The sequence below is a fragment of the uncultured Leifsonia sp. genome (assembly GCF_945957465.1).
Lineage (GTDB): Bacteria > Actinomycetota > Actinomycetes > Actinomycetales > Microbacteriaceae > Leifsonia.
This window is the reverse complement of the sequence record NZ_CAMFLC010000054.1, coordinates 1-19,607: the sequence shown is the minus strand read 5'-3', so window position 1 is coordinate 19,607 and position 19,607 is coordinate 1. Positions and strand designations below refer to the sequence as shown.

The following is a 19,607-nucleotide window of genomic DNA, read 5'->3' as shown; positions in this document are numbered from 1 at the left end:
AAGGACATCGAGAAGTCGCGCGAGCTCGCCCGCACGATGGTCGAGCTCGGCACGGACGCGGGGGTCGCGACCTCCGCGCTGCTCACCGATATGAACGTGCCGCTCGGCCTGGCGATCGGCAACGCGAACGAGGTGCGCGAATCGGTCGAGGTCCTCGCCGGCGGCGGCCCTGCCGACATCGTCGAGCTGACCGTAGCCCTCGCACGCGAGATGCTGACGCTCGCCGGCCGGCCGGACGCCGACGTGGAGGCCGCACTGCAGGACGGTCGTGCGATGGACAAGTGGCGCGAGACCATCCGCGCGCAGGGCGGTGACCCCGACGCGGCGCTGCCGGTCGCCCGCGAGACCCAAACGGTCGTCGCAGAGGAGGACGGCGTGCTCGTCGAGCAGCAGGCCCTGCCGTTCGGCATCGCCGCCTGGCGCCTGGGCGCCGGCCGCGCCCGCAAGCAGGACCCGGTGCAGCACGCGGCCGGCATCGACCTCCACGCCAAGCCCGGCGACGAGGTGCGCGCGGGCCAGCCCCTGTTCACCCTGTCGGCGGACGAGCCGGCCCGGTTCGAGCGAGCGTTGGAGGCCCTCGAGGGCGCGTACCGCATCGCCCCTCCCGGCACCCCGTTCGAGCGCGCGCCCCTCGTGGCCGAGCGCATCGCCTGACGAGACCGCGAAGCGGCGCGAAGCCGGGCCGAAAGCGTCGAGACGGCGGACTGTCCGCCGTCTCGGCTGGTGCCGACGGGTGGGCCGCGTTCACTAGATTGGGAGACATGAGCATGAGCGAGAACGTGGGCGGATACACGCTGAGCGACGGGACGGACATCGGGGCGCTGCCCAAGGTGTCGCTGCACGACCACCTGGACGGCGGCCTCCGGCCCGAGACGGTGCTCGAGCTCGCCGACGGCATCGGCCTCGAGCTGCCGGCCAGCGACCCGGCCGCGCTCGGCGCCTGGTTCGCCGAGAAGTCGAACTCGGGCTCCCTCGTGGAGTACCTCAAGACCTTCGATCTCACCACCGCCGTGATGCAGACCCGCGAAGGGCTGACGCGCGTCGCCCGCGAGTTCGTGCAGGATCTCGGCGCCGACGGCGTCGTCTACGGCGAGGTCCGCTGGGCCCCCGAGCAGCACCTCACCCGCGGGCTCAGCCTGGACGAGACGGTGGACGCCGTGCAGGAAGGCATCGAGCAGGGAATCGACGACGTGCGGGCGACCGGCCGCCGGATCCGCGTGGGCCAGCTGGTGAGCGCCATGCGTCACACCGACCGCAGCCTCGAGATCGCCGAGCTGGCCGTCCGTCACCGCGACAGCGGGGCCGTCGGCTTCGACATCGCCGGCCCGGAGGCGGGCTTTCCGCCGTCGAACCATCGTGCTGCCTTCGACTACCTCGCCGCCAACTTCTTCCCGGCGACCGTGCACGCGGGCGAGGCGGACGGCCTGGAGAGCATCCGCAGCGCGCTCCTCGACGGCCGGGCGCTGCGCCTCGGCCACGGCGTGCGCCTCGCCGAGGACATCACGATCGAACGGCAGGACGACGAGAACACCTACGTGACGCTCGGCACGCTGTCGCAGTGGGTGAAGGACCGCGAGATCGCGCTCGAGACCAGCCCGACCTCCAACCTGCAGACCGGTGCCATCGCGGCCTGGGGCGACGACATCCTGGATCACCCGTTCGACCTGCTATACCAGCTCGGCTTCCGGGTGACGGTCAACACCGACAACCGCCTGATGAGCGGCACCACGCTCACGCGCGAGCTGAGCATCCTCGCCGACGCCTTCTCGTACGACCTCACCGACCTCGAGATCTTCCAGCTGAACGCCGCCGCGGGAGCCTTCCTCCCCGTCGAGCAGCGTGAGGAACTGGCCGAGATCATCACAGCGGGTTTCGAGGGTTCGTGACGCGCTAACGCGTACGCTGGACCCATGCCGCTGCCACCGTTGCCCGACTCCGCCGTGACCGTCGGAGCCCACGCCTCCGACTGGCGCGACGCGGTCGAACTGGCGGGGGATGCCCTGGCGCGTTCCGGGGCGACGGAGCCGGGCTACGGCGCTCGGATGATCCAGGTGATCGAGGAGTTCGGTGCGTACATCGTGATCGCACCCGGTCTCGCGCTGGCCCACGCACGGCCCGGCCCCGACGTGCACCACGACGGGCTCGCGGTCGTGACCCTCGACGCGCCCGTGGTCTTCGGCCACCCGCACAACGACCCGGTCTCGGTGGTCATCGGGCTCGCCGTGTCCACGCCGGAGGGGCACGTGACGAGCGTGGCCGAGCTCGCCAATGTGTTCAACGATCCGGATGCCATCCCGGCCCTCGCCGCGGCGACCGACGTCGCGGACGTGCAGCGCATCCTCACTCTCACCGAGGACGCCGCGCGATGAAGATCGTCGCCATCTGCGGTGCCGGCATCGGCACGTCCGGCATCCTCAAGGTCAACGCCGAGCGCGTGCTCGACCGGCTCGGCCTCGATGCCGACGTCACCGCGGCCGACATCGCGAGTGTTTCGGGCGCAGCGCGCGACGCGCAGATCATTCTGACGTCGCCGGAGCTGGTGGACCGGATCGGACAGACGAACGCCGACGTGATCGTCGTGCAGAACTACTTCGATCTCGACGAGCTCGAGCAGAAGCTGGACGAGGCACTGGGCTGAGCCCGCCGTTCCGCCGCCGGCGCGGTCAGTCGCCGAGCGCGCCGAGCCCGCGCAGGGCGGCGCGCGCGGCGGACGCGACCAGGCCGTCGTCGGTGTCGGCGTCGACCGCGCGGTGATCGGTGAGCACGGCCATCACGATGGGCTTGCCGCCGTCTCGCCACAGCACCGCGATGTCGTTGCGGGTGCCGTGGTCGGCACTCCCGGTCTTGTCGCCGACCCTCCACCCGTGCGGAGCGACGGCGCGGATCAGGGCGTCGCCGGTGGTGTTGCCGACCAGCCAGGTGGTCAACTGCTCGCGGGACTCCGCAGGGAGCGCGGAGCCGAGCACGTAGGCCCGGAGGTCCGTCGCGAGCGCCCGGGGCGTGCTGGTGTCGGCGGTCGAACCCGGGGTGAGCGCGTTCAGCTCGGGCTCGACCCGCTCCGCGTGCGTCGTGGTATCGCCGATCGCGCGGAGGGCGGCCTGGAACCCGGACGGACCGCCCAGCGCGTCCAGGAGCAGGTTACCGGCGGTGTTGTCGCTGTAACGCACGGCGGCGTCGGCGAGCTCGCGCAGCGTCATCCCGGTCGCCGTGTGCTGTTCGGTGACGGGGGAGTAGGGGACGAGCTGGTCGGCCGTGTACGACACGGGCGCGTCGAGCCCTCCGGCGGGCGGGGCGGCCAAGACGGCCGCGGCCGCGAGCGCCTTGTAGGTCGACGCGTAGCCGAAGCGTTCGTCGGCGCGATAGGCGACCTGCTTCCCCGTACCGGTGTCGATCGCATAGACGCCCACGCGCGCGTCGCGGGCCGACTCCAGGGCCGCGAGTTCCGCCGCCGCCGCCGCCGCCCGGGCCACCGCCGACCTCGTGGTCGATGGGCTCGGGCCCGCCGCGCCGGTCTTCCCGGCCTCCACCGGGGTACACGCCGATAACAGGGTGAGAGTGGCCGCGGCGACGATGATCTGAGATTTCACACGCATCATCCCAGCTTCGACCATCGAGAGGGCGAGGTCAAACCGGCCGGTGCGACAGCCGGGGTGTCACACCGCCCGGTCGCACGTCAGGCCGTCAGCGCCCTCATCGCCTCCGCCAGTGCCGCGACACGCCCGGTCGCGACCGCTCGCCGCTCCGCCACCGATCCCTGGTCGCTGGAGGCGTCGATGTAGATCTTCAGCTTCGGCTCGGTGCCGCTCGGGCGCACCATCACGCGCGACCCGTCGGCGAGGACGATGCGCAGCACATCGCTCGGCGGCAGCCCGCCGAACCCGTCACGGAGATCGTCGATGTGGTCGACCGCGACCGCACCGAGACGACGGGGCGGCGTCGAACGCAAGGAGTCCATGATCTCGCCGATCCGCGAGAGGTCCGTGACCCGGATGGAGATCTGGTCGCTGGCGAAGAAGCCGAAGCGCTCCGCGAACGCCTCCAGCTGGTCCGCGATGGTTCGGCCGTCCGCCGCCAGCTCGTTGGCCAGATCGAGGAACGCCGTGGCGGCGGAGATGCCGTCTTTGTCGCGGATCGTCTGGGGATTCACCAGGTAGCCGAGCGCCTCCTCGTACCCGTAGATCAAGCCCGGAGCGCGCGACACCCACTTGAACCCGGTGAGTGTGTCCGCGAAGTCGAGACGGTAGGCCGCGGCGACGGCGGCCAGCGCGGGGGAGGAGACGATGGAGCAGGCGAGCACTCCGAACGCCGCACCCGCGGTCGCGGCGCGCTCGGCGAGCTCGGCCGCACGCCAGCCGAGCAGGGCCCCCACCTCGTTGCCGCTCAGCCGGCGGAATCCGTCCGCCGACGCAGGGTCGGGGATGGCGACGGCGAGCCGGTCGGCGTCCGGGTCGTTGGCGATGATCAGGTCGACGCCGGCGTCGCGGCCGGTCGCGTACGACAGGTCCATCGCTCCCGGCTCCTCCGGATTCGGGAACGACACCGTCGGGAACGCCGGGTCGGGGTCGCGCTGGGCGGCGACCACGACCGGCCGGGCGAAGCCGGCACGCTCGAACACGGCCTCCGCCGTGCGCCAGCCGACGCCGTGCATGGCGGTGTACGCGAACGCGACCGCGTCACGCGGTGCGGAGGTCGTGGCGACGGCGGCGGTCGCCTCGACGTAGGCCGCCTCGAGGTCGGGCGAGGCGATCTCGAACTGCTCCGACCGCGGGAGATCGCCGATGTCGCCCCGGGCGACCTCCAGGATGTGCGCCTCGATCTCCGCGTCGGTGGGCGAGACGATCTGCGAGCCGTGGTTCTCGCCGCCGAGGTAGACCTTGTAGCCGTTGTCGTTCGGCGGATTGTGGCTGGCGGTCACCATCACACCGGCGCTGACGTCGAGGTGGCGCACGGCGAAGGCGAGCACCGGGGTCGGCAGCAGGCGCGGAAGCAGGATGGCACGGACGCCCGCCCCCGCCATCAGCTCGGCGGTGTCACGGGCGAAGACGTCCGAGTTCTTGCGGCCGTCGTAGCCGATCACGACCGACGGACGGCCGTCTTCGGCATGCTCGAGGAGCCAGTGCGCGAACCCCGCGGCGGCCTGGGCGACCAGTACGCGGTTCATCCGGTTCGGGCCGGCTGCGATCTCGCCGCGGAGCCCGGCCGTGCCGAACTCCAGGCGGCTGTCGAAGCGCGAGTGGAGGTCCGCGACCGCCTCGGCCGAGCCCGCCTCCGCCGCGACGATCAGCGAGTCGAGCTCGGCGCGGGTCTCGGGGTCGGGGTCCTGCGCGAGCCAGGCGCGCGCGTCGGCGAGGAGCTGGAAGGCGTCGGTGTCGTCTGTGCTCACAGGGCCTCCACGATCTGAGCCAGGAGTGCGCTGATCACGGGCTCGGCCTCGCGACCGGCGTCGATCACCTCCTGGTGGCTGAGCGGTGTCTTCTGGATGCCGGCGGCGAGGTTCGTGACGAGGGACATCCCGAGGATCTCCATGCCCGCCTGCCGGGCGGCGATGGCCTCCAGTGCGGTCGACATGCCGACGATGTGGCCTCCGATCGCCTTGGCCATCTGCACCTCGGCCGGCGTCTCGTAGTGCGGACCGCGGAACTGGGTGTACACGCCTTCGTCGAGGGACGGGTCGATGGTGCGGGCGAGGTCCCGGAGGCGCTGGGAGTACAGATCGGTGAGATCGATGAACGTCGCACCCTCGAGCGGGGAATCGGCCGTCAGGTTGATGTGGTCGCTGATGAGCACCGGAGTGCCCGGCTTCCAGTGCTCCTTGATGCCGCCCGCGCCGTTGGTGAGAACCATCGTGGTGGCGCCGGCCGCCGCGGCCGTGCGCACGCTGTGGACGACCCGGCGGACACCGTGGCCCTCGTAGTAGTGCGTGCGCGCGCCGATCACCAGGGCGTGCTTGCCGCTCTGGAGGCGGATCGAGCGCAGCGTGCCGACGTGGCCCTCCAGAGCCGGCTTGCCGAATCCGACGATCTCGTGGGCCGGGATCGTGGCGACGGTCTCGCCGATGAGGTCGGCCGCCTTGCCCCAGCCGCTGCCGAGCGTCAGGGCGATGTCGTGCTTCTCGATGCCGGTCTTCGCGGCGAGCTGCACCGCCGCCTGCCTCGCGATCTCGAACGGGTCGGAAGCGCGGTCGTCGAGCGGGTTCTGGCTGGTTTCGAGCATGAGCCAACTCTACTGAGCCGCCCCGCCGGGTGCAGGGGCAGCGTGGATGCGCATCGGTGCACCCCGATACGGAAGAATGATGGGCATGGCCTATGAATTCGAGCGGAAGCAACGGATCGCCGTGCTCGGCGGCGGCCCGGGCGGTTACGAGGCGGCGATCGCCGGCGCGCAGCTCGGTGCGGACGTCACACTCGTGGAACGCTCCGGCGTCGGCGGCTCGGCCGTCATCACCGACGTCGTCCCCTCGAAGAGCCTGATCGCCACCGCGGAGGCCACCAACTCCATCGCGGAGGCGACCGACCTCGGCGTGCAGTTCTTCACGCGCGGGTCGACCGGCAAGCCGGTGCGTCCCGAGATCGCCGTCAACCTCGCCGCCGTCAACAAGCGGCTCATGGGGCTCGCGCGCCAGCAGTCGGAGGACATGCGCGCCGAGCTCGTCCGCGCCGGCGTGCGCATCGTGACCGGCGAGGGCCGGCTCGACGGAGAGAACGCCATCATCGTCTCGACCGGCACGGGTTCCGCCGGCACCGATTTCGACCGGGTGGAGGCCGACACGATGGTGATCGCGGTCGGAGCGAGTCCGCGCATCCTGTCGTCCGCTGTGCCGGACGGCGAACGCATCCTCACCTGGACGCAGCTCTACGACCTGGCCACCGTGCCGGAGCACCTCATCGTCGTCGGGTCGGGCGTCACGGGCGCCGAGTTCGCCTCCGCGTACACCGCGCTCGGCTCCAGGGTCACCCTGATCTCCTCGCGCGACCAGGTCCTCCCCGGCGAGGACGCCGACGCCGCCCACGTCATCGAGAACGTCTTCAAGCGCAACGGCATGCAGGTGCTCTCGAAGTCGCGGGCCGAGTCGGTCGTGCGCACCGAGACCGGCGTCGTCGCGACCCTCACCGACGGCCGCACGGTCGAGGGCAGCCACTGTCTGATGGCCGTCGGCTCCATCCCGAACACCGCGGGCATCGGGCTCGAGGAGGCCGGCGTGCAGCTCACGCCGTCCGGCCACATCCGCGTCAACCGGGTCGCCCGCACATCCATCCCGAACATCTACGCGGCCGGCGACTGCTCCGACCTGCTGCCGCTCGCATCCGTGGCGTCGATGCAGGGACGCACGGCGGTCTTCCACGCGATGGGCGACGCGGTCAACCCGATCGAGCTGCGCAATGTGACCAGCAACATCTTCACCCAGCCCGAGATCGCGACCGTCGGCTGGAACCAGAAGCAGATCGAGGAGGGCATCGCCCAGGGCGACATCTACAAGCTCCCCCTCAAGTCGAACCCGCGCGCGAAGATGCTCGGCATCCGTGACGGGTTCGTCAAGCTGTTCGCGCGCACCGGCTCCGGCACGGTGATCGGAGGCGTGATCGTCGCGCCGCGGGCGTCCGAGCTGATCTTCCCGCTCGCGCTCGCCGTGGAGCACCGGCTCACCGTCGACCAGGTGGCGCGGGCCTTCACCGTCTACCCGTCGCTGTCCGGCTCGATCTCGGACGCCGCCCGCGCGATGCACATCGTGCTCTAGCCGGAGCCGGCGGATGGAGGAGATCCTGGTCATCGGCGTCCTCGCCGTCCTGACCATCGCCGCCGCCACGAGTTTCGGGCAGCGCTTCGGCGTCGCCTCCCCGCTGATCCTGGTCGTCGTCGGGATCCTGGTGTCGTTCCTCCCGTTCGTCCCGGCGCTGGTCATCCAGCCGCAGTGGATCATCGCGGGAGTGCTGCCGCCGCTGCTCTACTCGGCGTCCGTGTCGATGCCGTCGATGAACTTCCGGCGTGAATTCGGTGCCATCGGCGGGCTCTCGGTCGTGCTCGTGATCGTGAGCTCTGTGCTGCTCGGGATGTTCTTCGCGTGGGCGATCCCGGGGCTCGGGCTGGGCTGGGGCGTCGCGCTCGGTGCGATCGTGAGTCCGACGGACGCGGTCGCCACCGGCATCGTGAAGCGGGCAGGCGTCTCGCCGCGGGTGGTCGCCATCCTCGAGGGCGAGAGCCTGCTCAACGACGCGACGGCGCTCGTGCTGCTGCGGGCGGCGATCGCGTCCGCGGCCGTCGCGACGTTCACCATCGGGGCGGTCACCCTGTCGTTCGTCTACTCGGTGGTGGTCGCCGTCGCCTTCGGGTGGCTGGTCGGGCGTGTCAACCTCATCGTGCGGGCGCGGGTGAAGGACGCCACGGTCAACACGGTGATCTCGTTCACGGTGCCGTTCCTGGCGTCCATCCCCGCGGAGGCGCTGGGCGCATCCGGGCTCGTGGCGGCGGTCGTCGCCGGGCTCATCACCGGCAGCCGCGCCCCGCGGGTGCTCTCGCCCGAGCACCGGCTGTCCGACTCCCAGAACTGGCGCACGGTGGAGTTGGTGCTGGAGGGCATCATCTTCCTCACCATGGGCCTGGAGCTGTTCGGAATCGTCCAGAAGGTGCAGAACGACCATTCCGGGGTTCTGCCCGCCGTGGGCATCGCCGCGGCGGCTCTGCTGCTGACTCTCCTCGTCCGCGCCGCTTTCGTCGCACCACTGCTGGCGCTGCTCGCCCGCCGCAGCCGGCGCAGGGCACGGATGCGGCCGACGCTCACCAGGCTCCAGGAGCGGCTGCAAGACCCGGAGGCCGCGCGACGACTGCTCGCGCAGGGACAGCCGCCTCCCGAAGCGGTGCCGGAACTGCCCGGCGACCCGCTCGAGGACCCCGACGCCCATGCCGAGGCGCTCGCCGCCGACCCGGCCGTCGCTCACGCGGAGGTGGCCAAGGTTGCCGTCGTTCCCGACGCCGCGGCCGTCGCGCGCGAGGGACTCGCGGCAACGCCGTCGGGCTGGCGCGGACGGCTGGTGCGACGCCAGCGCGCCCGGCGGCGAACGTGGACGGTCGAGAACATCGCCCGGTTCGGCACGCGGCTGCGCCGGGTGCTGGCGGACATCGACTACTTCACCGGTGCGCCGCTGGGCTGGCGGGAGGGCTCGATCGTCGTCTGGGCGGGGATGCGCGGGGCTGTGACGGTCGCCGCGGGGCAGAGCCTCCCGCACGACACCCCCGGTCGGTCGGTGCTGGTGCTGATCGCCTTCCTGGTGGCGGCGGGGTCGCTGCTCCTCCAGGGCGGGACGCTCGGCCTCGCGCTGAAGATCGTGAAGCCGAGCGCCTCCGATCCGGAGGCCGAGCGCGAGGAGCGGGCGCGGCTCCTGGAGCTCTTGCACGAGGCCGGCGAAGCGGTACCGCTGCCGCAGACGCGCGAGCGGACCCCGGAGGCGTTCAACGCGCACAAGGCGGCGCGACTGCGGCGCATCCGCGCCCAGCGCGACGCCCTGCTGGACGCCCGCGACGACGGGACTTTCAGCGCCGACGTCCTCGCCGGCGCCCTCAGCAACCTCGATGCCGACGAGATCAGCATCGACCTCAAGGGCGACCCCACCGAGGCCACCGGCTAGCCTCCGCCAACGGAGGACTTTCCCTCCTCGCGCGCCCCGATCTCCTCCGTTGGCTGCCATTCCCGGGCGTGTCACCGTGGATCTCCTCCGCTCCCAATGCGCACTCCCACGAGAGTTGTCCACAGATCCGGGGCGAAGCCCATCCCGGGTACGCACTGCCGGGCACTCTGGCCGGATGAACTGGCAAGCTGAGATCCGATGTCACGGCGGAGCGGCAACACGGCGAGAGCTCCGAGGCGTGCCTGATCGTGTCCTCACCGCCGCGGTCGACTCGGGACGGCTCCTCCGACCGCGCCGAGGCGTCTACGCGCACCCGGCGCTCTCACGCGAGGCGATCGCGGCTCTGGCCGCCGGCGGCCGTCTCTCGTGTGTCTCGGCAGCGCGCAGCTATGGACTCTGGGGCGGGCAGGACGGACGGCTGCATCTCCGAGTGGGTTCGCACGCGGGCCGAACCGACCCCGGCACGGTGAGGCATTGGGAGCAACCGGATACGCAGGCCGAGCTCTGGCGCGTGTCGTTCGACGAGTGCCTGCGGTCGGTGGTTCGCTGCGCGGACGAGGAGACCGCGATCGCGGTGCTCGACACGGCGTTGTCTGCCGGTTCGATCTCCCTGGCCAGGCTGCGCAGGGTCTTCGACGGGAGTTCCGCCCGCAGTCTGGCCGTCATGGCATCAGCGCGACCGGGATCCGACTCGGGAGTGGAGTCCATCCTGCGACAGCGGCTCACGGCCCGGGGGCATCATGTGGAGCAGCAGGTCGCAGTGTCGGGCGTCGGACGCGTCGACGCGCGGGTCGACGGGTGGCTTTATGTCGAGATCGACGGTTTCGCCTATCACGCCGACAGGGATGCGTTCGAGCGTGACCGGACACGGGACACCGGCCTCGCCCTGCTGGGCGCCCGATGCGTGCGATTCCCCGCCCGCGACGTGCTCACGGATGCCGATGCCGTCGTCGCGACGATCGAGGCGGTGCTGGCAACGGAGGTTATTTCCGCGTCGAACCCGCGGAAACGCATCTAACGGAGGTGGTTCGGGCCAGTTGTGGGGCGGACTCCTCCGTTAGCGACGCGTCAGAGGATGTTCAGGAGGAGGTGGCCCGACGAGACCGTCTCGCCGACCGCCGCGTTGATGCCGCTGACGGTGCCGTCCTTGTGGGCGGTGAGGGGCTGCTCCATCTTCATCGCCTCCAGCACGAGCACAAGGTCGCCCTTGACGACCTCGTCGCCGTCGGTCACGGCGACCTTCACGACGGTCGCCTGCATCGGCGCAGTGACCGAGTCGCCGGTCGCCGTGTCGACCGCGTGCGCGCCCGAGCGGCGGCGCGGCGCGGGGGCCGCCGCCGGAGTCGCCGCTCCTCCGCTGAGGATGCGGGCCGGCAGCGAGACCTCGATGCGCTTGCCCTCGACCTCCACGACCACGCTGCTGCGGCGCTCGGCCGCGGCCTGCTCGCCCAGCTCGCCCGACCACGGCTCGATGCCGCCGGACCATTCGGTCTCGATCCACCGGGTGTAGACCGAGAACGGCTCGCCGTCCTGCGGAGCGAAGGCCGGGTCGCGCACGATCGCACGGTGGAACGGCAGCACGGTCGGTAGGCCGGCCACCTCGAACTCGTCGAGAGCGCGTCGGGACCGCTCCAGCGCCTCCTCGCGGCTGGCGCCGGTCACGATGAGCTTCGCGAGCATCGAGTCGAACGCGCCGCTGATGACGTCGCCCGCCTGGATGCCGCTGTCGACGCGCACGCCGGGTCCACCCGGCGCCTTGAACACGTGCACCGGTCCGGGAGACGGGATGAAGTTGCGCCCGGCGTCCTCGCCGTTGATGCGGAACTCGAACGAGTGGCCGCGCGGGGCCGGGTCGTCGTAGTCGAGCTCGCCGCCCTCCGCGATCCGGAACTGCTCGCGGACGAGGTCGATGCCGGTGACCTCCTCGGAGACGGGGTGCTCGACCTGGAGACGGGTGTTGACCTCCAGGAAGGAGACCGTGCCGTCCTTGCCGATGAGGAACTCGCACGTACCCGCGCCCTGGTAGCCGACCTCTTTGAGGATGGCCTTCGACGCGCTGTAGAGCTTGTCGAGCTGCTGCGGGCTGAGGAACGGCGCCGGCGCCTCCTCGACGAGCTTCTGGTGACGGCGCTGCAGCGAGCAGTCGCGTGTGGAGACGACGACCACGTTGCCGTACGCGTCGGCGAGGCACTGCGTCTCCACGTGCCGCGGCTGGTCGAGGTACTTCTCGACGAAGCACTCGCCCCGACCGAAGGCGGCGATCGCCTCGCGCGTCGCGGACTCGAAGAGCTCGGCGACCTCGTCACGGGTGCGGGCGACCTTGAGGCCGCGCCCTCCACCGCCGAACGCCGCCTTGATGGCGACGGGGAGGCCGTACTCGTCGGCGAACTCGAGGACCTCCGCTGCGTCGGCGACCGGGTTGAGCGTTCCGGGGGCGAGCGGCGCCCCGACCTTCTCGGCGACGTGCCGGGCGGACACCTTGTCGCCGAGGCGCTCGATGGCCTCGGGGGAGGGGCCGATCCAGGTCAGGCCCGCGGCGATGACGGCACGGGCGAAGTCGGCGTTCTCGGCCAGGAAGCCGTAACCGGGGTGCACGGCGTCGGCGCCGGATCGGCGGGCGACCGAGAGGAGCTTGTCGATGACGAGGTACGTGTCGGCGCTCGTCGACCCCTCGAGTGCGTACGCCTCGTCGGCGAGTCGCACGTGGAGGGCGTCACGATCCTGGTCGGCGTAGACGGCGACGGAGGCGATGCCGCTGTCTTTCGCGGCGCGGATGACGCGGACGGCGATCTCGCCGCGGTTTGCGATGAGGACCTTGGAGATACGTGGCACAGTTCCCTAGCCTATTCCCGGAGTGGGACCAGCTTTTGGACGATGCCCACAAAAAAGCATTCATGCGACTTCAGAGAGTCGACAAATGACGCGGGGTCGGTCGCGTGGTCGGGCGTCGCCGGCCGCGAACGGTCACGCCCGGTTCCAGAGCTCCGTCCACTCCACCCCGAGCCGCAGCACCAGCTCGCGCAGCGTCGACAGCGAGAGTCCGACGACCGTGCTGGGATCCCCGTCGACCCGGGTGATGAACGGTCCGCCGAGGCTGTCGATCGTGAACGCGCCCGCGACCTCGAGCGGCTCACCGCTGGCCACGTAGGCGTCGATCTCGGCGTCGGTGACGTCGGCGAAGGTCACCGAAGCGACCGCGGTCGCCCCGACCGCTCCGTTCTCGCGCCCGTCGCGGTGGTCGATCAGCCAGTGGCCCGAGTGCAGGTCGCCGGTGCGGCCGCGCTGGGCGAGCCAGCGTTCGCGGGCGACCTCCGGCAGGTGCGGCTTTCCGTGGATGCGGTCGTCGATGGCGAACGCCGAGTCGCCGCCGAGGATCAGTCCGTCGATCGGTGCGCCGTCGAGGGTGCCGCGCACCGCCTCCGCCTTGAGTCGCGCGAGCAGCTGCACCATCGCCCGGGGCGACAGCGGCCCGTGCTCGGCTTCGGCAGCGGCCACTGCCGCCGGCTCGTCCACGTGCGAAGGCACGACGACCGGCTCGATGCCGGCGGCGCGCAGCAGTGCGAGGCGGGCGGGGGAGGTCGAGGCGAGGTAGAGGCGCATGTTCACCTGTGGGATGCTCGGAGGATGCCCCAGAAGGACGAGGTCGAACTCGACATTATCAATGTCGCGCACGGCGGCGTGTTCGTCGCCCGGCACGAAGGTCGCGTCGTCTTCGTTCCCGACACCATGCCGGGCGAGCGCGTGCGTGCCCGGGTGGCCGACACCGCGCACGACCGCTTCTGGCGTGCCGAACTGCTCGAGGTGCTCGAGCCCGCCCCCGAACGCCGGGAGCACGTGTGGGACGCCGCATCGCTGCAGCGCGCGCCCGGCGAGCGCGCCGGCGGCGCCGAGTTCGGCCACATCCGGCTCGACCACCAGCGCGAGCTCAAGCGCCGCGTGATCGAGGACGCCCTGCAGCGCACCGCCCGCCTCGACCCGGAGACGATCGCGTCGGTCGGAGCCGACGGAGGGCGCGTGACGGTGGAGGCCGTGGCCGACGAGACCGACGATGGCACCGCGTGGCGCACACGCGTGCGGCTGCAGGTCGCCGGGGACGGCGCCATCGGCCCGTATGCGGCACGCACGCACACCGTCGTGCCGGTGAGCCGACTCCCGCTGGCAACCGCGGCAGTGGAGGCGGCGACCCCGTTCGGCCGGCGATTCCCCGGCGCCGAGTCCGTCGACGTCGTCGCGACCGGGCTGGGGGCGACCCACGTGCTCGTGAACGACCTCCCCGAGAAGCGCGGCAGGCGCACCGTCCGTCCGCGCCGCCGTCCCGTACCGATCCGGGAGCGGGTGGGGGAGCGGGAGTTCCGTCTGGACGCGCGCGGGTTCTGGCAGGTGCACCGTCAGGCCGCCGCCACACTCGCCGAGGCGGTGCGATCGGCCGTGGACGAGGCGGTGTTCGATCCCCGCGCCGCGAACCTCGACCTCTACGGCGGCGTCGGCCTGCTGGCGGCCGCGCTCGCCGACCGCTTCGGCCCGACGACCCGCATCACCTCGGTCGAATCCGACGAGGCGGCGACCGACGACGCGGCGGAGAACCTCGCCGAGTGGGTGGGCGCCGGCGCGGTGACCGCCCGCGTGGAGCACTTCGTGACCGGGCTCGCGGCGGAGGCCACCGCGGCCGAGCGGGCACGGCTGCGCGCCGCCACGGTCGTCCTCGACCCTCCCCGCTCCGGGGCGGGCCGCGAGGTGGTGGAGGCCATCGCGTCGATGCGCCCGGCGCAGGTCGTCTACGTCGCGTGCGACCCGGTCGCCCTCGCGCGGGATCTCGCTTATTTCAGCGAACGCGGTTACCCGCTGCGTTCGCTGCGGGCCTTCGACCTGTTCCCGAACACCCATCACGTGGAGGCCGTCGCCACGCTGACCCCGTGATCGCCCGGATCCATGCATGTCGCACACTACGATGGTCAGCATGGTGCGAGTCTCAATCGTCGACGATCACGAGTCTGTGCGCCTCGGGCTCAAGGCGGCCTGTCAGGACGCCGGCTACGAGGTCGTCGTCGCGGCCGCGACGGTGAACGAGTTCGTCGAGCAGCTCGGCTCCCAGGAGTGCGACGTGGTGGTGCTCGACCTGTCGCTCGGCGACGGCTCCAAGGTCACCGACAACGTCAAGCGCGCGCAGGCGACGGGTGCAGCGGTGCTCGTGCACAGCATCGCCGACCGGGTCGCGAGCGTCCGCGAGGCGCTCGCCGCGGGTGCGGCCGGCGTCATCCCGAAGTCGTCTCCGACCACGACGGTCATGAACGCCATCGAGACGGTGGCCCGCGGCGACGTGCTCAACAACTTGGAGTGGGCCACGGCGATCGACGCCGACAGCGACTTCGCCAAGGCGCAGCTCGGCCGCCGCGAGCGCGACGTGCTGCACCTGTACGCCTCCGGCCTGCCGTTGAAGGCGGTCGCGGCGCAGCTCGGCATCGCCAACTCGACCGCGCGCGAGTACCTCGACCGCATCCGCGTGAAGTACGTGGAGGTCGGCCGACCCGCGCCGACCAAGGTCGACCTCCTCCGTCGCGCCGTGGAGGACGGCATCCTGCCCGGGCTCGACCCCGACACGGGCAATGAGCGCCCCTAGCCTCCCGCGCTCGGCGCCGGGAGCCCCGCTCGAGTCGGCCAAGCCGCGGAACCCGCTCAGCCGTGCCCGGATCGAACGGATCTCCGACCGCACCGTGTCGGCTTTCGGCCTGGTCTTCGGCCTGCAGACGTTCCCGACGGCACTGGGCCAGCTCGGAGCGCTGCGGAGCCCCTGGGCGGTGATCGTTCTGGTGCTGGTCTTCGGAGGCCTGGCTTTCACCGTGCTGCTGGCGATCTTCGCCCAGCGGTACGTCAAGATCACGATGGGCATCCTGTCGGTCGTCTACCTCGCCGCGATCGTGAGCTGGCCGCTGCTGGTCTCCGAACCGACCGCATTCGCGTCCGACAAGCCGTGGGTCTGGTTCCTCTGCTCGGTGTTCACCGCTTTCGCCGCCGTGGCGTATCCGCTGTGGCTGGCGATCGCCTACACGTTCATCACTCCGATCGCCTACGGGGTGGTGCGGGCGCTCCCGGCCGGGGGCGGGGTCGGGGCGGAGCTGGCCGGGCTCGACACGGTGTACGCGATCATCCTGGGCGGTGTCATCCTCGCCATCATCGCCATGATGCGCCAGGCCGCCACCGCCGTCGACGTCGCCCAGAGCCAGGCGCTCGCCAAGTACGGCAACGCCGTGCGCCAGCACGCCACCGAGGTCGAGCGCGTGCAGGTGGACGCGATCGTCCACGACAGCGTGCTCACGACCCTGCTCTCGGCCGCGAGTGCCCGCACTCCCGAGCAGAAGGAGCTCGCCGCGCGGATGGCGGCCGACGCGATCGGCCATCTGCATGCGGCGGAGGCGTCGGGGCCGGAGGACCAGGCGGAGGTCGGCGTCGAGCAGTTGTCGGATCGGCTCGTCACTGCGGCGCGGGCGTTCTCATCGCCGTTCGCGGTGGACGCGCGCGACGACGAGCTGCACAGCCTCCCGGTGAATGTGGCGGAGGCGGTCTACTCCGCGGCGGTGCAGGCGATGGTGAACAGCATGCAGCACGCGGGCGGCGAGGAGGTGCACCGCAGCGTCACCGTGCGCGGCGGTGAGCACGGCGCGGCGGTGCGCGTGATCGTCGCCGACGACGGACGCGGCTTCGACAGCGAGCAGGTTCCGGCGGAACGGCTCGGCTTGAGGGTGAGCATCCGCGAGCGGCTGGCGAAGGTCGGCGGCAGGGCGACGGTCGAGTCCTCTCCCGGCGAGGGCACCACCGTGACGATCGTCTGGCCGGCGGGCGAGCACGGCTCGCTCGTCGAGCGGGAGCAGGAGGCCGCGGGATGATCACGCTCAACCGGCTGCTGTTCCTCGGCCTCGGTGCGCTGTTCTCGGCGTACCACCTGTTCCTCGGCCTGTCGCCGCTGTCCATCCCGGGATCCCCGGGCCCCGCGATCGTGTCGATGGTGCTGTATGCCGTCGCGACGCTCATCAGCCTGTGGCCGACCAGCCCGACCAAGATGCCGTTGTGGCTGGCGGCGTTCGACCTGGCGGTGTGCGTCGTCATCCCGATCCTGGTCACGAGCGAGTTGAACCCGGCGAAGGACAACGGTTACGCGACCTGGTACGTCGCCGCGGTCGGAACGCTGATGACGATCGCGGCCGTGCGCCGTCAGCAGTTCGTCGCCTGGGTCGGCGTCGGCTTCCTCGCGGTGCAGACGGTCGTCTGGGCCGGCCCCGGCGCGCTCGCCGGGCTGGGCGTGATCGGCTCGGTCGTCTGGGTCGGCGTCGCCGTGGTGATCTCCGGCTCGCTGGCGAAGGCGGGGCGCGACGCGCTGCAGTTCGCCCGGGCCGAGCGGGAGGCGACGGAGTGGCAGGCCGCGCAGGAGGCGCACGTGATGGAGCGCCAGCTGCGGCTGCGGCAGACCTATCGCGTGGCGGCGCCGATGCTCGCCGAGATCGTTCGCCGCGGAGGCGACCTCACCGAGGCGGAGCGCCGCGAGTGCCGCTATCTGGAGGGCGCGATCCGCGACGAGATCCGGGGCCGTCGCCTGCTCAACGACGACGTGCGCCGCGAGGTCATGGACGCCCGCCGTCGCGGCGTGGTGGTCAGCCTGCTCGACGAGGGCGGCATCGACGACCTCGATCAGACCGGTCTGGAGGTCGTCCTCCGTCGCCTGGCGGATGCCATTCGCGGAACGACGACGGACAAGCTCATCGTGCGCACGGTGCCCCGCTCGTCGAAGACCGCGGTCACGGTGGTCGGCCTGCGGATGTCGGACGACGGTGCGGCCAATGCGCTCGGAGCCGAGTCGGACGACGACGAGGTCGATCTGTGGCTGGAGATCCCGCGCCCCCTGGTCGCCGAAGCCTCCCGCTGACGCGCGCTGCCCGTCCCGCGTACATTCGCCCTTCCACGGCGAAGGGCGCGTTCTTGTCGCTTCCGGAGGCGGTAAGTGACAACGACCTGCCCCTCGGCGGTGCGCGGGGCGGTGCGCGCGGAGCGCGCCGGCACTAGCGCGCCTAACGAGGTGAAAGGGGCCGACACCCGAATTGTCGGCCCCTTTTCAAACCCCGAGTCAGGGCGACAACCCGAATATCGCCCTGACTCGCCCCCAAAGCACTCGCCCGCTTACCCTAGTCGGCGAGTGATTGGCGGTGTGACTCACGAGGAGAGACACCTAGCAACAACAATATTGTCGGCCCTGAGGAGAAATACATAGTCGTCATTTTGGGGGACCGCAGGGGGACAGCTCAGAAGTCTCCGTACGGACACTGTGGGGGATTATCTGGTGTCCCGCAAGTGGGGGACTCCCCGATCGGGGTACAACGGGGTGCACGTGGAGCGGACACCGCGCCTGAACCGTGCCTCACCCGGAGAACGAGCGCCACGCTCCCGGCCCACCCTCGAGCGGCCGGCGGAGGCTGCGCTGCGTGCGCTCCCAGCCGTCCGGGCCCGTCTGCGGCCGCGCGTCCCGCGCAGCCGCGGCGGCCTCGGCGGCGGCGGTCGCGAGCACGGCCGTGACGGCGGCGACCTCCTCGGGAGTCACGCCCTTGGTGAGGAATTGCAGCTGCGACGGGTCGAGCGCGGACGCGTCCGACGCTGCATGTGCGCCGCTCACAGCGGGATATTCCCGTGCTTCTTGGGCGGCAGCGACGCGCGCTTGGTGCGCAGCGCCCGCAGAGCCTTGATGACCGAGATGCGGGTGGCCGCCGGCTCGATCACGCCGTCGAGCTCGCCGCGCTCCGCCGCGAGGAACGGGCTGGCGACGTTGTAGGTGTACTCGCTGGCCAGACGGGCGCGAACCGCGGCGACATCCTCGCCGGCCTCCTCCGCACGCTTGATCTCGCCGCGGTAGAGGATGTTGACGGCTCCCTGGCCTCCCATCACCGCGATCTCGGCGGTCGGCCAGGCCAGGTTCATGTCGGCGCCGAGCTGCTTGGAGCCCATGACGATGTACGCGCCGCCATACGCCTTGCGCGTGATGATCGTGACCAGGGGCACGGTCGCCTCGGCGTACGCGTACAGCAGCTTGGCTCCACGGCGGATGACGCCGGTCCACTCCTGATCGGTCCCGGGCAGGTAGCCGGGAACGTCGACGAGGGTGAGGATCGGGATGCTGAAGGCGTCGCAGAAGCGCACGAACCGCGAGGCCTTCTCGCCGGCGTCGATGTTCAGGGTGCCGGCCATCGAGCTCGGCTGGTTGGCGACGATGCCGACCGATCGACCCTCCACGCGGGCGAAGCCGATCACGATGTTGGGGGCGAACAGCGGCTGCACCTCGAGGAACTCGCCGTCGTCGACGATGCCCTCGATGATGGTGGTCACGTCGTACGGCTGGTTGGGCGAGTCCGGGATGATCGTGTCGAGCCGGCGGTCGGCGTCGGTGATCTCCAGCTCCGGCTCCGATTCGAAGACCGGCAGCTCGGCCAGGTTGTTCTGCGGGAGGTAGCTGAGGAGGGTGCGGGCGTAATCCAGCGCATCCTCTTCGTCGCTTGCGAGATAGTGCGAGACGCCCGAGACCTTGTTGTGCGTCAGCGCGCCGCCGAGCTCCTCGAAGCCGACGTCTTCGCCGGTCACCGTCTTGATGACGTCGGGCCCGGTCACGAACATGTGGCTCGACTTGTCGACCATGATGACGAAGTCGGTGAGCGCGGGGGAGTAGACGGCGCCGCCGGCGGCCGGACCCATCACGATCGAGATCTGCGGGATGACCCCGGAGGCCGCGGTGTTGCGCCGGAAGATCTCGCCGTACTTGCCGAGGGCGACGACGCCCTCCTGGATGCGCGCCCCGCCGGAGTCGAGGATGCCGATCATCGGAACGCCGGTCTTGATGGCGTGGTCCATCACCTTGATGATCTTCTCGCCCGCGACCTCGCCGAGGCTGCCGCCGAAGATGGTGAAGTCCTGGCTGAAGACCGCGACGTTGCGTCCGTGGATGGTGCCGACGCC

General features: G+C 71.1%; 17 protein-coding genes and 1 pseudogene. 11 read left to right on the top strand and 7 right to left on the bottom strand.

Features of this window, described 5'->3' with window-relative positions; all coding sequences use genetic code 11:
* The 4 genes and pseudogenes from Q0Q23_RS17275 to Q0Q23_RS17260 form a co-directional block, all read left to right on the top strand.
* Nucleotides 1-654 (top strand): annotated as a pseudogene (locus tag Q0Q23_RS17275) (thymidine phosphorylase); the annotation flags it as partial.
* Nucleotides 655-767: 113 nt separating this feature from the next.
* Nucleotides 768-1,886 (top strand): adenosine deaminase, encoded by a 1,119-nt coding sequence (locus Q0Q23_RS17270; protein ID WP_295126998.1) that lies wholly within the window; start codon nucleotides 768-770, stop codon nucleotides 1,884-1,886.
* Nucleotides 1,887-1,910: 24 nt separating this feature from the next.
* On the top strand, nucleotides 1,911-2,369 hold the full coding sequence (locus tag Q0Q23_RS17265) for a PTS sugar transporter subunit IIA (RefSeq protein WP_295126992.1): 459 nt from the start codon (nucleotides 1,911-1,913) through the stop codon (nucleotides 2,367-2,369).
* Entirely contained in the window at nucleotides 2,366-2,638 is a 273-nt protein-coding gene (locus Q0Q23_RS17260; RefSeq protein ID WP_295126988.1) for a PTS sugar transporter subunit IIB, read from the top strand. The genes Q0Q23_RS17265 and Q0Q23_RS17260 overlap by 4 nt, the downstream gene beginning before the upstream one ends.
* 25 nt (nucleotides 2,639-2,663) lie before the next feature.
* On the opposite strand, the gene bla is transcribed toward Q0Q23_RS17260, so the two are convergent.
* The 3 genes from bla to Q0Q23_RS17245 form a co-directional block, all read right to left on the bottom strand.
* Entirely contained in the window at nucleotides 2,664-3,587 is a 924-nt protein-coding gene (gene bla, locus Q0Q23_RS17255) for a class A beta-lactamase (RefSeq protein WP_295126985.1), read from the bottom strand.
* A gap of 86 nt (nucleotides 3,588-3,673) precedes the next feature.
* Entirely contained in the window at nucleotides 3,674-5,383 is a 1,710-nt protein-coding gene (locus tag Q0Q23_RS17250; RefSeq protein WP_295126982.1) for a phospho-sugar mutase, read from the bottom strand.
* On the bottom strand, nucleotides 5,380-6,213 hold the full coding sequence (locus tag Q0Q23_RS17245; protein ID WP_295126980.1) for a purine-nucleoside phosphorylase: 834 nt from the start codon (nucleotides 6,211-6,213) through the stop codon (nucleotides 5,380-5,382). Before Q0Q23_RS17245 ends, Q0Q23_RS17250 begins: the two co-directional genes overlap by 4 nt.
* Nucleotides 6,214-6,298: 85 nt before the next feature.
* Here Q0Q23_RS17245 and Q0Q23_RS17240 point away from each other — a divergent pair, with 85 nt between their 5' ends.
* From Q0Q23_RS17240 to Q0Q23_RS17230, 3 genes are all read left to right on the top strand, one after another.
* Nucleotides 6,299-7,735 carry an NAD(P)H-quinone dehydrogenase gene (locus tag Q0Q23_RS17240; RefSeq protein WP_295126977.1) on the top strand — a complete coding sequence of 479 codons (1,437 nt, stop codon included), beginning with the start codon at nucleotides 6,299-6,301 and terminating at the stop codon, nucleotides 7,733-7,735.
* A 13-nt stretch (nucleotides 7,736-7,748) separates the two neighbouring features.
* Entirely contained in the window at nucleotides 7,749-9,620 is a 1,872-nt protein-coding gene (locus tag Q0Q23_RS17235; RefSeq protein ID WP_295126974.1) for a cation:proton antiporter, read from the top strand.
* Between the two features lie 175 nt (nucleotides 9,621-9,795).
* Nucleotides 9,796-10,638, top strand: a complete 843-nt coding sequence (locus Q0Q23_RS17230; RefSeq protein WP_363316267.1) for a type IV toxin-antitoxin system AbiEi family antitoxin domain-containing protein — start codon at nucleotides 9,796-9,798, stop codon at nucleotides 10,636-10,638.
* A gap of 50 nt (nucleotides 10,639-10,688) precedes the next feature.
* Here the strand turns inward: Q0Q23_RS17230 and Q0Q23_RS17225 are convergent, their stop codons facing one another.
* Nucleotides 10,689-12,452: a biotin carboxylase N-terminal domain-containing protein gene (locus Q0Q23_RS17225; RefSeq protein ID WP_295126968.1), complete on the bottom strand. Its 1,764-nt coding sequence runs from the start codon at nucleotides 12,450-12,452 to the stop codon at nucleotides 10,689-10,691.
* A 132-nt stretch (nucleotides 12,453-12,584) separates the two neighbouring features.
* Nucleotides 12,585-13,220 (bottom strand): nucleoside triphosphate pyrophosphatase, encoded by a 636-nt coding sequence (locus tag Q0Q23_RS17220; protein ID WP_295126995.1) that lies wholly within the window; start codon nucleotides 13,218-13,220, stop codon nucleotides 12,585-12,587.
* A 24-nt stretch (nucleotides 13,221-13,244) separates the two neighbouring features.
* Here Q0Q23_RS17220 and Q0Q23_RS17215 point away from each other — a divergent pair, with 24 nt between their 5' ends.
* The 4 genes from Q0Q23_RS17215 to Q0Q23_RS17200 are packed head-to-tail and all read left to right on the top strand — an operon-like array spanning nucleotide 13,245 to nucleotide 17,535.
* Complete coding sequence (locus Q0Q23_RS17215) at nucleotides 13,245-14,537, top strand: class I SAM-dependent RNA methyltransferase (protein ID WP_295126965.1); 1,293 nt, start codon at nucleotides 13,245-13,247, stop codon at nucleotides 14,535-14,537.
* Nucleotides 14,538-14,577: 40 nt separating this feature from the next.
* Entirely contained in the window at nucleotides 14,578-15,237 is a 660-nt protein-coding gene (locus tag Q0Q23_RS17210; protein WP_208038392.1) for a response regulator transcription factor, read from the top strand.
* On the top strand, nucleotides 15,224-16,501 hold the full coding sequence (locus Q0Q23_RS17205; protein ID WP_295126959.1) for a sensor histidine kinase: 1,278 nt from the start codon (nucleotides 15,224-15,226) through the stop codon (nucleotides 16,499-16,501). The genes Q0Q23_RS17210 and Q0Q23_RS17205 overlap by 14 nt, the downstream gene beginning before the upstream one ends.
* Complete coding sequence (locus Q0Q23_RS17200) at nucleotides 16,498-17,535, top strand: hypothetical protein (RefSeq protein ID WP_295126956.1); 1,038 nt, start codon at nucleotides 16,498-16,500, stop codon at nucleotides 17,533-17,535. Before Q0Q23_RS17205 ends, Q0Q23_RS17200 begins: the two co-directional genes overlap by 4 nt.
* Before the next feature lie 489 nt (nucleotides 17,536-18,024).
* Here the strand turns inward: Q0Q23_RS17200 and Q0Q23_RS17195 are convergent, their stop codons facing one another.
* Together Q0Q23_RS17195 and Q0Q23_RS17190 are read right to left on the bottom strand one after the other, a co-directional pair.
* Nucleotides 18,025-18,276: an acyl-CoA carboxylase epsilon subunit gene (locus tag Q0Q23_RS17195; RefSeq protein ID WP_295126953.1), complete on the bottom strand. Its 252-nt coding sequence runs from the start codon at nucleotides 18,274-18,276 to the stop codon at nucleotides 18,025-18,027.
* A partial coding sequence (locus Q0Q23_RS17190) for an acyl-CoA carboxylase subunit beta (RefSeq protein WP_295126949.1) occupies nucleotides 18,273-19,607 on the bottom strand: 1,335 nt, incomplete at its 5' end. The genes Q0Q23_RS17195 and Q0Q23_RS17190, both read right to left, overlap by 4 nt.

Excerpts from the sequence above, each read along its gene's own strand:
- Q0Q23_RS17270 (WP_295126998.1), top strand. The coding sequence starts at position 768 with ATGAGCGAGAACGTGGGCGGATACACGCTGAGCGACGGGACGGACATC.
- Q0Q23_RS17265 (WP_295126992.1), top strand. The coding sequence starts at position 1,911 with ATGCCGCTGCCACCGTTGCCCGACTCCGCCGTGACCGTCGGAGCCCAC.
- Q0Q23_RS17260 (WP_295126988.1), top strand. The coding sequence starts at position 2,366 with ATGAAGATCGTCGCCATCTGCGGTGCCGGCATCGGCACGTCCGGCATC.
- Q0Q23_RS17245 (WP_295126980.1), bottom strand. The coding sequence starts at position 6,213 with ATGCTCGAAACCAGCCAGAACCCGCTCGACGACCGCGCTTCCGACCCG.
- Q0Q23_RS17240 (WP_295126977.1), top strand. The coding sequence starts at position 6,299 with ATGGCCTATGAATTCGAGCGGAAGCAACGGATCGCCGTGCTCGGCGGC.
- Q0Q23_RS17235 (WP_295126974.1), top strand. The coding sequence starts at position 7,749 with ATGGAGGAGATCCTGGTCATCGGCGTCCTCGCCGTCCTGACCATCGCC.
- Q0Q23_RS17230 (WP_363316267.1), top strand. The coding sequence starts at position 9,796 with ATGAACTGGCAAGCTGAGATCCGATGTCACGGCGGAGCGGCAACACGG.
- Q0Q23_RS17220 (WP_295126995.1), bottom strand. The coding sequence starts at position 13,220 with ATGCGCCTCTACCTCGCCTCGACCTCCCCCGCCCGCCTCGCACTGCTG.
- Q0Q23_RS17215 (WP_295126965.1), top strand. The coding sequence starts at position 13,245 with ATGCCCCAGAAGGACGAGGTCGAACTCGACATTATCAATGTCGCGCAC.
- Q0Q23_RS17210 (WP_208038392.1), top strand. The coding sequence starts at position 14,578 with ATGGTGCGAGTCTCAATCGTCGACGATCACGAGTCTGTGCGCCTCGGG.
- Q0Q23_RS17205 (WP_295126959.1), top strand. The coding sequence starts at position 15,224 with ATGAGCGCCCCTAGCCTCCCGCGCTCGGCGCCGGGAGCCCCGCTCGAG.
- Q0Q23_RS17200 (WP_295126956.1), top strand. The coding sequence starts at position 16,498 with ATGATCACGCTCAACCGGCTGCTGTTCCTCGGCCTCGGTGCGCTGTTC.